The organism is Dongia rigui (genome assembly GCF_034044635.1).
In the GTDB taxonomy this organism is placed as follows: domain Bacteria; phylum Pseudomonadota; class Alphaproteobacteria; order Dongiales; family Dongiaceae; genus Dongia; species Dongia rigui.
This window is the reverse complement of record NZ_JAXCLX010000001.1, coordinates 2,165,393-2,178,315: the sequence shown is the minus strand read 5'-3', so window position 1 is coordinate 2,178,315 and position 12,923 is coordinate 2,165,393. Positions and strand designations below refer to the sequence as shown.

Here is a 12,923-nt window from a genome sequence, read left to right as displayed (position 1 = left end):
CTGATTCATGCAGCCGGCGGCAGGGCGGTTGGTGCCTGTGCGCTCGGGAGTTGTGCGGGCCTGGGGCGTGCCGGCGCCGGCTCGGTCTTGCCCACATGGTCCTTGGGCATGTGCTGCCGCTTGGCATGGGCAAGCTCGTCGCGGGTCTCGGCGAGGGCGCGATTGGCGGCGCGCAATTTCTGGCGCGTGGTGCCGCCGGAGAGCCAGGTCGCAAGGGCGCCAAACAAGAAGCCGAAGACGACAGCGCCCAGGGTAAAGAGGAAGAGCGGGGCCGTGATGTCCCACGGCAAGGGCCACAGGCTCAACGACACGTTCTGCCGGTTCATCAGCGCAAAGAGGATGATCAGCAGAGCGATCGGGACAGTGACGATCCAGGCGAAACGGTTCATGGCTTTACGGTCCTTGCTTGCCGGTCCCGCGGCCGAGCGGCGGCTGCGATCAGTCTAGCAGGCGCAGGATCGCCGGAAAGGCTTGCCGTTCAATTGGTGCCCGGTTCCTTGGGCTGCGCGGGTGCGGCGCTGTCGGCCACGGGTTTAACGGGGGCATCGGCACGGCTGTTGAGCCGGTCGCGCAATTCCTTGCCGGTCTTGAAAAAGGGCACAACCTTTTCATCAACCGCCACGGTTTCCCCGGTGCGCGGATTGCGTCCCTTGCGGGCATCGCGCTGCTTCACGGAGAAAGCGCCAAAGCCGCGCAACTCCACGCGATCCTGCCGCGCCAGCGCGTTGGTGATCTCCTCGAAGATCGCCGTGACGATCCGCTCCACATCCCGATGATAGAGATGCGGATTGAGTTCGCCGATGCGCAGAATCAATTCCGATTTGGTCATGCTTAAGGTCCCCATCCGCCCGCTGCCCCAACGGCATTTTTCGTGTCCGTCCAAGGCTATGGGCGCATCCCCTGCCCATATTGTGTGGGAAGCGTGCCGGGAAAAATCGGCCTCGTCAAGGATAAGCCGCTCATATCTCTATGTTTTTTGGCCGAAAGAGGGCCTGGAAACGGCAACGGGCCGGAAAGGTCACCCTTTCCGGCCCGTCTTAACCCGTTTTGACGCTTTTAGAGCATCAAATGCGCAACAAAATTACTCGACAAAACCGAGTTATTCGTCGTCGCCCTTCTTCTTCTTGGCCTTGTTGAGGGCCGCACCGAGGATGTCGCCAAGGCTGGCGCCCGAATCGGACGAACCGAATTCGGCCATCGCCTGCTTGTCCTCTTCGACTTCGCGGGCCTTGATCGACAAGGTGAGCTTGCGGGTCTTGGCGTCGACCTGGGCGATCTTCGCATCGACCTTTTCGCCAACCGCAAAGCGGTCGGGACGCTGCTCTGTGCGCTCGCGCGACAGGTCCGCCTTCTTGATGAAGCCCGGGACGCCGTCACCGACGGTGACTTCGAGGCCGCCATCGGTCACCGCGGTCACGGTGCAGGTGACGACTTCGCCCTTCTTCAACGTACCAGCCGACTCAGCGAAGGTGTCCTTCTTGAGCTGCTTGATACCAAGGCTGATGCGCTCCTTCTCGATGTCGACATCGAGGAGCTTCACCTTGACCATCTGGCCCTTCTTGTAATCCTGCACGGCTTCTTCGCCGGCACGATCCCAATCGAGGTCCGAGAGATGGACCATGCCGTCGATCTCGCCGGGGAGACCCACGAACAGACCGAATTCGGTGATGTTCTTGATCTCGCCTTCGAGTTCGGTCCCCGCCGGATGCTTCTCGACGAAGGACGACCACGGGTTGTCCATGCACTGCTTGAGGCCGAGGCTGATGCGACGCTTGGTCGGATCAACGTCGAGCACCATGACTTCGACTTCCTGGCTGGTCGAGACGATCTTACCCGGATGCACGTTCTTCTTGGTCCAGCTCATTTCGGAGACGTGGACCAGGCCTTCGATGCCCGGCTCGAGTTCGACGAACGCGCCGTAATCGGTGATGTTGGTGACGCGGCCTTTGAGCTTCGCACCGACCGGATACTTCGCGGCAACGCCTTCCCACGGATCCGCCTCAAGCTGCTTCATGCCAAGGCTGATGCGCTGGGTTTCCGGGTTGAAGCGCACGACCTGAACGTTGACGTTCTGGCCGATGTGCAAGGCCTCAGACGGATGGTTGATGCGGCGCCACGCGATGTCGGTGACGTGCAGCAGACCGTCGACGCCGCCGAGATCAACGAACGCACCGTAATCGGTGATGTTCTTGACGACGCCCTGCAGAACCTGGCCTTCCTTGAGGTTGGCAACCAGTTCGCTGCGGGCTTCGGCGCGGCTCTCTTCGAGCACGGCACGACGCGAGACGACGATGTTGCCGCGGGCGCGGTCCATCTTCAAAATCTGGAACGGCTGCGGGGTGCCCATGAGCGGACCCACATCGCGCACCGGACGGATGTCGACCTGGCTGCCCGGCAAGAAGGCCACGGCGCCCGAGAGATCGACGGTGAAACCGCCCTTGACGCGACCGAAGATCACGCCGGTGACGCGCTGGTTGTCCTTGAACTGCTTTTCGAGGGCGGTCCAGGCTTCTTCGCGCTTGGCCTTCTCGCGCGAGAGCATCGCCTCGCCGTTCTTGTCTTCCATGCGCTCGAGATAGACTTCGACGACGTCGCCGATCTTGATCTCGGCCTTGCCGGCCGGGCCGCCGAACTCACGCAAGGCCACGCGGCCTTCGGATTTCAGGCCCACATCGACCAGGGCGAATTCGCCATCGATGGCAACGACGGTGCCAGAGAGCACCGAGCCTTCAAGGCCCTGGGCGGAGCCCAATGTTTCTTCGAGGAGGGCTGCGAAGCTTTCCTTGGCAGCAGCAACTTCGTGGGTGGCAACGCGGGCCACAGCAGATTTAGCCATTAGAGATAGTTTCCTTTCATCATCATTTTTCCGGCCAGCCGGTTGTCTCCGACGGTCTTGGCGGTACGCATTTAAAAAACGGATACAGGAGATCAGCGCTTCAGGCGCTCATCCACGATCGCTTTGGCTTTCGCAAAGACCTGATCGATGTCGAGATCCGAGGTGTCGAGGTGGACGGCATCTTCGGCCGCCTTCATCGGGGCATCGGCGCGCGCTGCATCGCGGGCGTCGCGGGCCCTGATATCCTCTAAAACCCGGGCGTATATAGCTTCTTCGCCCCGGGCTTGCAACTCCTTGAGGCGTCGGTTGGCGCGCGCCTCGGCGCTGGCCGTGACGAAGATTTTGACCTCCGCCTCGGGGCAGATGACGGTGCCGATGTCTCGCCCATCCAGAACAGATCCGGAACGCGGCCGACCATCCACATCAGCTTGTGGTTCGGCAGCGAATCGACGCTGCCAGTCGAAGAGGGCCGCCCGGACGCCGGGGATGGCAGCGACCTTGGAAGAGGCGTCTCCGGCCTTGGCCGAGCGCAATTCGGGGTCGGACAGAAGGCTGGCGGACAGGGTCTTGGCGGCTTCGGTCGCGGCCCCGGCGTCGGTCGGATCGCCGCCCGCCCGCAGCACCGCAAGGCCCACGGCCCGGTAGAGAGAGCCGGTATCGAGATAAGCGAGGTTGTAATGGGCCGCCAGGCGCTTGGCGAGCGTCCCCTTGCCGGCCGCGGCCGGACCGTCGAGGGCGATGACGAAGGGCTTCATCGGTAGCCCCCCCTCACCCCGACCCTCTCCCGCGAGGGGAGAGGGAGTTTCCACCGAGTTTGGACCAAAGTCCCTCTCCCCTCGCGGGAGAGGGGGTGGAGTGAGGGGGTCTTTGCCACCGGACTCATGCCGTCACCGCGCTGATCGTGCCGCCCATGCCGTTCATCAAGGCGACGAAGCCGGGGAAGGAGGTGTCGATGGGAGCACCGTCATCGATGCTGACCGGCTTTTCGGCGGCAAGACCCAGCACCAGGAACGACATCGCCGGACGGTGGTCGAGATTGACGGCAATATGGGCACCACCCTTGGGGCGCTTGCCATTGCCTTTGACGGTGAGCCAATCCTCGCCTTCTTCGAGGACCACACCGCAGGCGGCAAGGCCGCGCGCCATGGCACCCAGACGATCGCTTTCCTTGACGCGGAGTTCACCGAGACCCAGCATTTTCGTCTCGCCCTCGGCAAAGGCCGCGGCGACGGAGAGGATCGGGTATTCGTCGATCATCGAGGGTGCGCGTTCCGCCGGCACCGTGACGCCCTTCAAATGCGAGTGCTTCACGTGGAGATCGCCGACCTTCTCGCCGGCTTCGATGCGCGCGTCTTTCACCTCGATCGAGGCGCCCATCTCGACGAGCGTATCGATGAGGCCGATGCGATGCGGGTTGAGGCCGACATTCTCGATGAGGATGTCGGAGCCGGGCAGAATCAACGCGGCGACGATGGGGAAGGCGGCCGAGCTGGGATCGCCCGGCACCACGACTTTGCGGCCTTTGAGCTCACCCTGGCCTTTGATCGCTGAGGCCCGTCCTTCGGGCGTTTCTTCGACCTTCACCTCGATGCCGAAGCCACGCAGCATCAATTCGGTATGATCGCGCGTCGCTTCCGGTTCGATGACGGTGGTGATCCCTGGCGTGTTGAGACCGGCAAGGAGAATAGCGGATTTCACCTGGGCCGATGCGACCGGCAGCTTATAGGTGATGGGGCGCGGCGTGGCGGTGCCGATGACGGCCAAAGGCGGGCGGCCCTTGCTGCGCGTCACAAAGCTGGCGCCCATCTGGCTCAAGGGATCGCTGACGCGCGCCATGGGACGCGAGCGCAAGGAGGCGTCACCGGTGAAGAAGGTCGTCATGGGATAAGGCGCCACAAGACCCATCAGCAGACGCGTACCGGTGCCGGCGTTGCCGAGATCCAGCACATCGGCCGCTTCGGCGAGGCCACCATTGCCGCGGCCGCGCGCGCGCCAGATGCCGTCGGCACCTTTTTCCGTCTCGCCGCCGAGGAGGCGCATGGCAGCAGCGGTGCGCAGCACGTCCTCGCCTTCGAGCAAGCCGTGGATTTCGGTCTCGCCCAGGGCCAGCGCCCCCAGCATCAGCGCGCGATGCGACACCGATTTGTCGCCCGGCACCCGGATGGTCCCCTTGAGGCCGCCGCCGGTCCCGGATGTGAGGGGGCGTGGGTTTGAAGAATGCTTGCTCATGCCAGTTCCGGTCATAGAAAGAAGGTGCCTTCGCCCGGCTGGCGGGCGCGGCGCTTCTCTAGCACGGCTGGGCGGGGCAACGGAAATCCCGATTTCCAGCGCTTATCAGCCTTGCCGGGGTGCGCGCCGACACGGGTCATTTCGGGCCGGATTTGAGGGCGTTGACAGGCCCGCGGGGCTATGGCAATTGGCACCCCCGACCGAGAACCCGAGCGGAGAGTTCACGTGACCAAGCCGGAATGGGGCACCAAGCGCGTTTGCACGAGCTGCGCCGCCCATTTTTACGACATGCGCAAGGCAACGATCGTCTGCCCCAAGTGCAAGACGGTTTATGATCCTGATGCCGTGATGAAGAGCCGCCGCCGCGTCGCCGAGAAGATGACGCCGGTCAAATCCGCTGTCGATCCGGAAGTCGATGACGTCGTCGTCGACACCGAGGCCGACGAGGAGGATTTGGGCGACGAAGAGGATGTCGTCCTCGAGGACGCCTCGGAACTTGGCGAGGATGACGAGGATATCTCGGAAGCCATCGAGAAGGGCGAGGACGAGGCCTGAGCGGTCCGGATTCGGGCCGCCTCATCAAATCTGGGCATTGAAACTATTGCCCTTTTTTCTGCTTGAATTCCGGGCGACAGCCACTTAGGTTCCAGCCCGTTCGATCGCCCCCCAGAGAGGGACTTGCCTTGCAGGCCTTCCGGTGATCGGCCCCGAGTTTCGGGCCCATAGCTCAGCTGGGAGAGCGCCACAATGGCATTGTGGAGGTCAGCGGTTCGATCCCGCTTGGGTCCACCAAATTAAAGCCCCCGCCACGTCTGCGACGTGCGGGGGCTTTTGGTTTTGGCGGCGCGGCGATCACCAGCCCCGCCCTCAGTTCACTTCTTCTTGTTGGCGTAGGCGGATGATGCCGGATTGGAGGAAGCTGAGGCGAAGCCGCCGCTGCTTGGCGCTGCCTTCACCTTGTCCTGCTTCGGCTTCTTCTTTTCGCGGTTGCTGCGCATTTGACCCTTGGCCACGGCGTATCTCCTTCATGGATTGAAACGACAGCGCGGGCCCAGGAAGCCTTGTCCTGGATCGGATCCGGAACCAGGCGGACTGAAAGCTGGTCATCCGACCGAACGGATGGCAGCGCGAGCGCAGCCGGCATGATAGCCCATGCCGGCTGCCAAGTAACGTCAGCATATGCCGGCGCTGCCGGCTCGATCAGCCGGCGCGGACGCGCTCGAGGAAGCCGGTGATCTCGTTGCGCATGGCATCGGCCTGGCGCGAGAGGTCGGAGGCGGCACCGAGGAGCCCGTCAGCAAGCCGCCCGGATTCGGTCAGGGCGTCGGAGACGCCGGCGATGTTCTGCGAGACGTCGCGGGTGCCGTCCGCCGCCTGTTGGATCGAGCGGGAGATTTCGCGCGTGGCAGCACCCTGTTCTTCGACCGCCGCCGCAATGGTCGCAGCGATCTGATCGATGCGGCTGATCGTGTTGGTGATGCCGCGGATGGCGTCGACAGCGAGGCCGGTCGCACTTTGGATGCTGTTGATCTGGCCGGTAATTTCCTCGGTGGCTTTGGCGGTCTGGCTGGCCAAGTTCTTCACCTCGGATGCCACCACGGCAAAGCCCTTGCCCGCCTCACCCGCGCGCGCGGCTTCGATGGTGGCGTTGAGCGCCAGCAGATTGGTCTGGTTGGCGATATCGCGAATGAGATTGGCGACATCGCCGATGCGCTGGCTGGCTTCGGCAAGACCGTTGATGGTCTGGTCCGTCTGCTTGGCTTCGGCCACGGCCTGCGAGGCGATGGTGGTCGATTGTGCGACCTGCTGGCTGATTTCGGTGATCGAGGCGCTGAGCTCCTCGGTCGCTGCCGCCACCGATTGCACATTGCTGAACGCCTGTTCGGAGGCGGTCGCCACGATCGACGCGCGGCCGGTCGTCTGCTCGGTATTGCCGGCCATGGATTGCGCCGACGCCTGCAACTCGACCGAGGCACCGGAGACCTGGTTGACCACACCCTGCACAGAGCTTTCGAAATTGTCCGCGAGCGCCAGCATGGCTTGGCGCTTTTCTTCGCGCGCGCGCTCCTCCTGCGCCGCGCGTTCGGCAGCAAGGCGGTCCATTTCCAGCGCGTTGTCCTTGAACACCGACAGGGCCCGGGCCAGTGCACCCATTTCCGCCTTGTTATCGGCGCCTTCGACCGCGACCGTCTTGTCGCCTTCGGCAAGGCGCATCATCGCAGCGGTGGTCCGCGCCAGTGGCCGCGAAATGCTGCGGGCGATGAAGAAGCTGATGAGGACGGCAACAATCAGGATGGCGAGGATGACCAGACCCTGCTGCATCATCTGGTCATAGAAGATGCTGTTGACGTCATCGACATAGATGCCCGAGCCGATGATCCAGCCCCAGGGCGCAAAACTCTTCACATAGGAAATTTTCGGGACCGGCTGATCGGATCCCGGCTGCGGCCACAGATAATCGACGAAGCCCGCGCCCTGTGCTTTGGTGACGCTGAGCATCTCGAGGAAGATCGCCTTGCCGGTCGGATCCTTGACGTCGTTGAGGTTGGGCATCGCCATCAACTTCTTGCTGATGGGATGCATCAGCATGCGCGGCGTCATATCGTTGATCCAGAAATACTCCTTTTCGTCATAGCGCAGGCCTTCGAGAGCGGCCATGGCGCGCTGCTTGGCTTCATCCTCGGACATCGTGCCAGCCTGCGCCTGCTTGGCGAAATGATCGACCAAGCCATAGGCGACTTCGACGACGTGCCGGGTTTTGATCTTGCGATCTTCGAGCAGTGTCGACTTGAGGTCGAAGGCGCCGTGGGCGCCGATCGCCAGCATGCCGACGATGGCCGCCAACACGACGAGGGCGAGGCGTGTCGCAATACGAAAATCCTTGAAGCGCATGATGCTGGTTCCCTTCGGCAACAGGCAGGCGCAGCAGCGCGCCCAGCACAGTCACCGAGGTTAGGTAACACTATATAATACAAGGTTAATAAGACTTGAGGGTTAGGTGCCTGTTCTAGGCATCTGGTCCGCTAGGCCCAGCTGACTTCACACTCTGCGTGTGGTTCCCAGGAATAAATCCACTTCGCGCCCTAACGTCGCACCCCTCACAGCCAAGTCTGGCTGCGCCTTTAGACCATGGGCGGGGCTGGTCTGCTGGGCCCCCACGGTGGCGTCGGGAGCTGACTGCCCCGCATCAGGGGACCAGCAGCAAGGCGGCCTCGCGATGGCCCTTGAACTCGGCGATCTGCTGGGGGATCCCGCCGCGATACATCTTGGCGCGCTTGTTGGCGCCGTGCTTCAGCAGCACCTTGATGGCGTTGATCGATCCCGCTTCGGCCGCATGGTGAAGCGGGTGGAAGCGCGTGCGATTTTCGGATTCGATATTGGCACCGGCCGCCAGCAGGACTTCGATCACTTCGGCATGGTCGTTGAGGGCGGCATAATTGAGCGCCCGGCGGCCATTGTGGTTTTCGGAGAAGTCGATGCCCTCGATATCGGCACCGGCCGCGAGGGCCGCCTTGGTGGCAGCAACGTCACCAGATTGCGCGGCGGCCCAGAGGTCCTTGGTGGCCTGGGTCGCCGGCGTTTCCTCGATTTTGAGCAGGCCCTGGCCGCTATCGGAGCCTGCCCCGCCGCCGGGGCCGGCACAGGCGCCGAGGAGCGGCGCTGAAGCCGTCAGGGCCGCGAAACCGGCGAGGTGGCGCAAAAGGCGGCGACGCGATTCAGTCACGATCATGTAATTCCCCCGATTTTCTTGTCCCCTGAATAGTTTAGCGCGGCCGAGCAGCGGCGCAAGCCGGTTCCGTCATAACCCTGACTTGATTTCTTAACCTAGATTACTATCTCATCTAGCAAGGTGCCCGGATGACCGGGGGAAATTGAGCCCACAAAGGCGCGTTTTCCACGGTCGGGGCCGAAGACCGGCAAGCCGATGACGGGTGCCGGATAAGCTGAAGCAGTACCGCTCGCTCGAAAGGAGGAGCCATGTCGCGCCTGTCCCTCTTCAACAGCCCGCTCCTCTTGGGCTTCGACCAGTTCGAGCGCACGCTCGACCGAGTCGCCAAGGCCGGTGCCGAAGGCTATCCGCCTTACAATATCGAGCAGGTCAGCGATTATCGGCTGCGCATCACGCTGGCGGTCGCCGGCTTCACGCTCGATGATCTCGATATCCAGCTCGAGGACAACCAGCTCACCATTCGCGGCAAGCAGAAGGACGATCCGGCGCGGGTCTACCTCTATCGCGGCATCGCCGCTCGCCAGTTTCAGCGCAGTTTCATTCTGGCCGAGGGTATCGAGGTTGCCGGTGCCACACTCGACAACGGGTTGCTGTCGATCGATCTCGACCGGCCCAGGGTCGAGACACAAATCCGCACCGTGCCCATTCGCAAGGGCAGTGCCGAGAACGAGGCCCGGGTCAGCATCGATACGCACAAGGAATCCGGTCGCCACGATGTTGGGCGTACCGTGAAGCAGGAGCAGTAATCATGGCCAAGAGCACCACGAAGACCGAGATCATCGACGCCCATGAAATCACCCGCCAGCAATTGCTGGCGCTGGGCCTCAACGATGTCGCCTATGTGCGCGATGTCGACGTGGATGGCGCGACGGCGTTCGGCATCTTCGCCGCCAATGGCCAGCAGCTGGCCGTCATGCCGGATCGCGATGCGGCGGTCGCCGCTGCCTGGGAGAACGGGTTGGCCCCGGTCACCCTTCACTGAACCAGCGCATCGTCCTTGGAAATAGAAAACGCCCCGCGTGAAAGCGGGGCGTTTTTCGTTGGTGCATGCCACGCGACGTCAGGCGGCGTGCGAATGCGCCCCGTCGGTGAGAAGCGCATAGATCGCATCGGCCTGATCGGTACCGCGCAGCTTTTCACAGATAGCCCGGTCGCGCAGCAGGCGCGAGACGCGGGCCAGCGCCTTCAAGTGATCGGCACCGGCGCCTTCGGGTGCCAGCAGCAGGAAAATGAGATCGACCGGCTGCTCGTCGATGGCATCGAAATCGATCGGTGTTTCGAGGCGGCCGAATAGACCGAACATCTTCTTGGCCTCAGGCAATTTGCCATGCGGAATGGCGATGCCGTTGCCGACGCCGGTGGTGCCCAGACGCTCGCGCTCCAGCAGCACATCGAAGATGGCGCGCTCATGCAGTCCAGAGAGCTCGGCAGCGCGCCGAGCCATGTCCTGCAATGCCTGCTTCTTGTTTCCGGCCTTCAACTTCGCCAGCACATGGGCCGGGTTTGCGAGGAGATCTTCGATTTCCATTTTGTCTTGCCTCAAGAGATGCCATCGGCCGGAAGCCCAGCCGATGGCACCAAGATAAAACGCGACTACTGGCGCGTCGCGGCTTCGAGGCCGGGATCGACCCAGCCGATATTGCCGTCATTGCGTCGATAGACCATGTTCAACCCGCCATGAGCGCGGTTGAGAAACATCATGGCCTGCTGATTGGCGAGGTCGAGGCGCATGACCGCTTCGCCGACCGTGAGAGTCGGAATGTTGGTCTGCATTTCCGCTACCACCACCGGGTGATGCGCCTCGCCCGAACCGTTCACATGTTCCGGCTCTTCGGCCTCTTCAGGTTCCTGGGCCAGCACATAATATTGGGACCGCCGATCTTCCGTGCCGGCACGATGATGGTCGCGCAGGCGCCGCTTGTACCGGCGCAGGCGCTTGGCCAGCGTCTCGGCCGCGGTGTCATAGGCGGCATTCGCCGTTTCCGCTTCGCCTTCCGACTGCAGCATGATGCCCCGGCCGACATGGACGGAGATCTGCGACATGAAGAGATGCGCTTCGCGGGACATCGTGACAGTGGCTTCGATCGGATTCGAGAAGTACTTCCCGAAGATATGATCGAGACTTTCAGCAGCGCGCGTCTTCAACGCATCGCCGACATCGATGTTCTTACCTTTGACTGTCAGGTTCATGGCGTGTTCCTGCAAACATGGTGCGATGGCTGGATCAATCCGACGCCATCGAACCCTTAGACGCTCCGGCCGGTCTGCCGCTTCAATCGCGCAGCGCTGACCAACCAATGAAGATCCACGACCCGGGATCCCTAGAAGCGTCACGCCGCCGGTCTCCATGGGGGACCCGGCGGCGCGGCCGGACCATAGCGACCTTCCTGGCGATGTCAACGGCTAGAGAGGCTGGGCGAGGACCGGGTAATCAGGACCTCATCCTACCGGCGTTAACACCTCCCTATACACTGTGGGACGTTAAGGAATCGCTGCGATCGGGCGACGGCACATCCCCTCACATTCATGATGTGGCCCCTATCAGGCCGAACGCAAGGCCTTCTCGCGGCGACGTTGCACGGACGAAGAAATTCTGAGCGATTCCCGATACTTGGCAACGGTTCGACGGGCGATATCGACACCCTGCCCTTGGAGGATGGTGACCAGCCGGTCATCGGAGAGAATGTCGGCCGGACCTTCCGCATCGATCAATTCCTTGATGCGCTGGCGCACCGCCTCGGCCGAATGCGCTGCCTGGCCATCCGACCCCTGAATGGCGGCTGTGAAGAAATACCGCAATTCGAACACACCGCGCTGTGTTGCCATGAACTTGTTGGTCGTGACGCGGCTGACCGTACTCTCATGCATGCCGATCGCCTCGGCGATGTCGCGCCGGATGAGCGGCTTCAGATGCTGCACGCCGTTGAGGAAGAAGGCTTCCTGCTGACGCACGATTTCGGTGGCCACTTTGAGGATCGTGGTGGCGCGCTGATGCAGCGTCTTCACCAGCCAGTTCGCGGTGGCAAGGCGTTCGTTGAGATAGTCCTTCTCCGCCTTGCTTTGCGCCTTGGGGAGCACGCGCGCATGGTATTGCTGGTTGACCAGCAGGCGCGGCAGCTGCTCGGCATTGAGTTCGACCGACCACGACCCGTCCTGGCGCCGCCAGACCATGATGTCCGGCACGATCGCCTGCACATCGGCCTGTTCGAAACTGGCGCCGGGCTTGGGGTTGAGGGCGCGGATCTCGCTCACCATGTCAGCCAGATCCTCGGCATCGATGCCGCAGAGCTTCATCAGCTGGTGCCGATCGTGCTTGGCCAGCAGTTCGAGATTGTCGAGCAGCGCCTGCATCGCGGGGTCAAGGCGGTTGCGCTCCTTCAATTGCAGCGCCAGGCATTCGGCAAGGCTGCGCGCAAAGACGCCGCAGGGGTCGAATTGCTGCAGCCGTTTCAGCACCGCCTCGATCTGCTCGATCGTCGTGCCCAGGCGCTCGGCAAGTGATGGAAGATCGCCGACGAGATAGCCGGCATCATCGAGCATGTCGATGAGCTGCAGGCCGATGATGCGTTCGGTCGGTTCGTGGATGTCGAGATAGAGCTGGCGTTCGAGATGCTCGCGCAGCGTCTCCGGCTTGCTCAGCGTCTGTTCGATGCCGAATTCGGAATCGGAAAAATCGGTGCGGCCGCCACCGCCGCCGGCCGTGGTCCAGGCATCGCCGAAACCACTGTCGGCGGCACCCGCCGTCTCGGTGCCGCGCTCGGCCGAGCGATCCTCGGCAGTGTTGTAGAGATTGTCGTAATCGGTATCGAGCGGCGATTGGCGCTCATCGCCCATGGTTTCGCTCTGCACATAGTCGCTGCTGTCAACGACCCGGTCGTTGCCTGGCGCCTCGACCGGCTCGCTCGCCATCGCTTCCATGCTGGCAAGACGGCCGCCTTCTTCGCCGCCGACCGCGCGCTCGTCCTCGCCGCGCTCGAGCAGCGGGTTCTGCTCCAGTTCCTGCTCGACATAGGCCGTCAGTTCCTGATTGGAAAGCTCAAGCAGCTTGATCGCCTGCTGGAGCTGCGGCGTCATGACCAGGCTCTGGGCCTGGCGCAAATCCAAGCGCTGCGAAATCGCCATAAGCCG

At 62.8% G+C, this 12,923-nt stretch carries 14 protein-coding genes and 1 tRNA gene; 4 read left to right on the top strand and 11 right to left on the bottom strand.

Going from position 1 to position 12,923, the window contains the following annotated elements; genetic code table 11:
• Positions 1 to 5: 5 nt before the first annotated feature.
• The 5 genes from SMD31_RS10190 to aroA form a co-directional block, all read right to left on the bottom strand.
• Positions 6 to 389, bottom strand: coding sequence for a LapA family protein (locus SMD31_RS10190; RefSeq protein WP_320500715.1), 384 nt, complete (start codon positions 387 to 389; stop codon positions 6 to 8).
• A gap of 89 nt (positions 390 to 478) precedes the next feature.
• Positions 479 to 829 (bottom strand): integration host factor subunit beta, encoded by a 351-nt coding sequence (gene ihfB, locus SMD31_RS10185; protein WP_320500714.1) that lies wholly within the window; start codon positions 827 to 829, stop codon positions 479 to 481.
• Positions 830 to 1,099: 270 nt separating this feature from the next.
• Positions 1,100 to 2,836 (bottom strand): 30S ribosomal protein S1, encoded by a 1,737-nt coding sequence (rpsA, locus tag SMD31_RS10180; RefSeq protein WP_320500713.1) that lies wholly within the window; start codon positions 2,834 to 2,836, stop codon positions 1,100 to 1,102.
• A gap of 92 nt (positions 2,837 to 2,928) precedes the next feature.
• Positions 2,929 to 3,591 (bottom strand): (d)CMP kinase, encoded by a 663-nt coding sequence (gene cmk, locus SMD31_RS10175; protein ID WP_320500712.1) that lies wholly within the window; start codon positions 3,589 to 3,591, stop codon positions 2,929 to 2,931.
• A gap of 124 nt (positions 3,592 to 3,715) precedes the next feature.
• On the bottom strand, positions 3,716 to 5,065 hold the full coding sequence (gene aroA / locus SMD31_RS10170; protein WP_320500711.1) for a 3-phosphoshikimate 1-carboxyvinyltransferase: 1,350 nt from the start codon (positions 5,063 to 5,065) through the stop codon (positions 3,716 to 3,718).
• Positions 5,066 to 5,290: 225 nt separating this feature from the next.
• Here aroA and SMD31_RS10165 point away from each other — a divergent pair, with 225 nt between their 5' ends.
• Together SMD31_RS10165 and SMD31_RS10160 are read left to right on the top strand one after the other, a co-directional pair.
• Positions 5,291 to 5,620 (top strand): TIGR02300 family protein, encoded by a 330-nt coding sequence (locus SMD31_RS10165; protein WP_320500710.1) that lies wholly within the window; start codon positions 5,291 to 5,293, stop codon positions 5,618 to 5,620.
• Positions 5,621 to 5,781: 161 nt separating this feature from the next.
• Positions 5,782 to 5,857: transfer RNA gene (locus SMD31_RS10160), tRNA-Ala, on the top strand.
• Positions 5,858 to 5,937: 80 nt separating this feature from the next.
• On the opposite strand, the gene SMD31_RS10155 is transcribed toward SMD31_RS10160, so the two are convergent.
• The 3 genes from SMD31_RS10155 to SMD31_RS10145 form a co-directional block, all read right to left on the bottom strand.
• Entirely contained in the window at positions 5,938 to 6,078 is a 141-nt protein-coding gene (locus SMD31_RS10155; protein WP_320500709.1) for a hypothetical protein, read from the bottom strand.
• A 187-nt stretch (positions 6,079 to 6,265) separates the two neighbouring features.
• On the bottom strand, positions 6,266 to 7,957 hold the full coding sequence (locus tag SMD31_RS10150; RefSeq protein WP_320500708.1) for a methyl-accepting chemotaxis protein: 1,692 nt from the start codon (positions 7,955 to 7,957) through the stop codon (positions 6,266 to 6,268).
• 295 nt (positions 7,958 to 8,252) lie between these two features.
• Positions 8,253 to 8,789 carry an ankyrin repeat domain-containing protein gene (locus SMD31_RS10145; protein WP_320500707.1) on the bottom strand — a complete coding sequence of 179 codons (537 nt, stop codon included), beginning with the start codon at positions 8,787 to 8,789 and terminating at the stop codon, positions 8,253 to 8,255.
• Positions 8,790 to 9,043: 254 nt separating this feature from the next.
• Between SMD31_RS10145 and SMD31_RS10140 the strand changes: the two genes are divergently transcribed.
• Both SMD31_RS10140 and SMD31_RS10135 read left to right on the top strand, forming a co-directional pair.
• Complete coding sequence (locus SMD31_RS10140) at positions 9,044 to 9,541, top strand: Hsp20 family protein (protein WP_320500706.1); 498 nt, start codon at positions 9,044 to 9,046, stop codon at positions 9,539 to 9,541.
• Positions 9,542 to 9,543: 2 nt separating this feature from the next.
• Positions 9,544 to 9,777 carry a DUF1150 family protein gene (locus SMD31_RS10135; RefSeq protein ID WP_320500705.1) on the top strand — a complete coding sequence of 78 codons (234 nt, stop codon included), beginning with the start codon at positions 9,544 to 9,546 and terminating at the stop codon, positions 9,775 to 9,777.
• A 78-nt stretch (positions 9,778 to 9,855) separates the two neighbouring features.
• On the opposite strand, the gene ptsN is transcribed toward SMD31_RS10135, so the two are convergent.
• The 3 genes from ptsN to rpoN all read right to left on the bottom strand — a co-directional run bounded on the left by ptsN (position 9,856) and on the right by rpoN (position 12,917).
• Complete coding sequence (ptsN, locus tag SMD31_RS10130; RefSeq protein ID WP_320500704.1) at positions 9,856 to 10,323, bottom strand: PTS IIA-like nitrogen regulatory protein PtsN; 468 nt, start codon at positions 10,321 to 10,323, stop codon at positions 9,856 to 9,858.
• Positions 10,324 to 10,388: 65 nt separating this feature from the next.
• Positions 10,389 to 10,985, bottom strand: a complete 597-nt coding sequence (gene hpf / locus SMD31_RS10125) for a ribosome hibernation-promoting factor, HPF/YfiA family (protein WP_320500703.1) — start codon at positions 10,983 to 10,985, stop codon at positions 10,389 to 10,391.
• 351 nt (positions 10,986 to 11,336) lie between these two features.
• Positions 11,337 to 12,917 carry an RNA polymerase factor sigma-54 gene (rpoN, locus tag SMD31_RS10120; protein WP_320500702.1) on the bottom strand — a complete coding sequence of 527 codons (1,581 nt, stop codon included), beginning with the start codon at positions 12,915 to 12,917 and terminating at the stop codon, positions 11,337 to 11,339.
• Between the last annotated feature and the right edge of the window lie 6 nt (positions 12,918 to 12,923).

Excerpts from the sequence above, each read along its gene's own strand:
- cmk (WP_320500712.1), bottom strand. The coding sequence starts at position 3,591 with ATGAAGCCCTTCGTCATCGCCCTCGACGGTCCGGCCGCGGCCGGCAAG.
- rpsA (WP_320500713.1), bottom strand. The coding sequence starts at position 2,836 with ATGGCTAAATCTGCTGTGGCCCGCGTTGCCACCCACGAAGTTGCTGCT.
- SMD31_RS10150 (WP_320500708.1), bottom strand. The coding sequence starts at position 7,957 with ATGCGCTTCAAGGATTTTCGTATTGCGACACGCCTCGCCCTCGTCGTG.
- rpoN (WP_320500702.1), bottom strand. The coding sequence starts at position 12,917 with ATGGCGATTTCGCAGCGCTTGGATTTGCGCCAGGCCCAGAGCCTGGTC.
- ihfB (WP_320500714.1), bottom strand. The coding sequence starts at position 829 with ATGACCAAATCGGAATTGATTCTGCGCATCGGCGAACTCAATCCGCAT.
- SMD31_RS10135 (WP_320500705.1), top strand. The coding sequence starts at position 9,544 with ATGGCCAAGAGCACCACGAAGACCGAGATCATCGACGCCCATGAAATC.
- SMD31_RS10140 (WP_320500706.1), top strand. The coding sequence starts at position 9,044 with ATGTCGCGCCTGTCCCTCTTCAACAGCCCGCTCCTCTTGGGCTTCGAC.
- ptsN (WP_320500704.1), bottom strand. The coding sequence starts at position 10,323 with ATGGAAATCGAAGATCTCCTCGCAAACCCGGCCCATGTGCTGGCGAAG.
- aroA (WP_320500711.1), bottom strand. The coding sequence starts at position 5,065 with ATGAGCAAGCATTCTTCAAACCCACGCCCCCTCACATCCGGGACCGGC.
- hpf (WP_320500703.1), bottom strand. The coding sequence starts at position 10,985 with ATGAACCTGACAGTCAAAGGTAAGAACATCGATGTCGGCGATGCGTTG.
- SMD31_RS10190 (WP_320500715.1), bottom strand. The coding sequence starts at position 389 with ATGAACCGTTTCGCCTGGATCGTCACTGTCCCGATCGCTCTGCTGATC.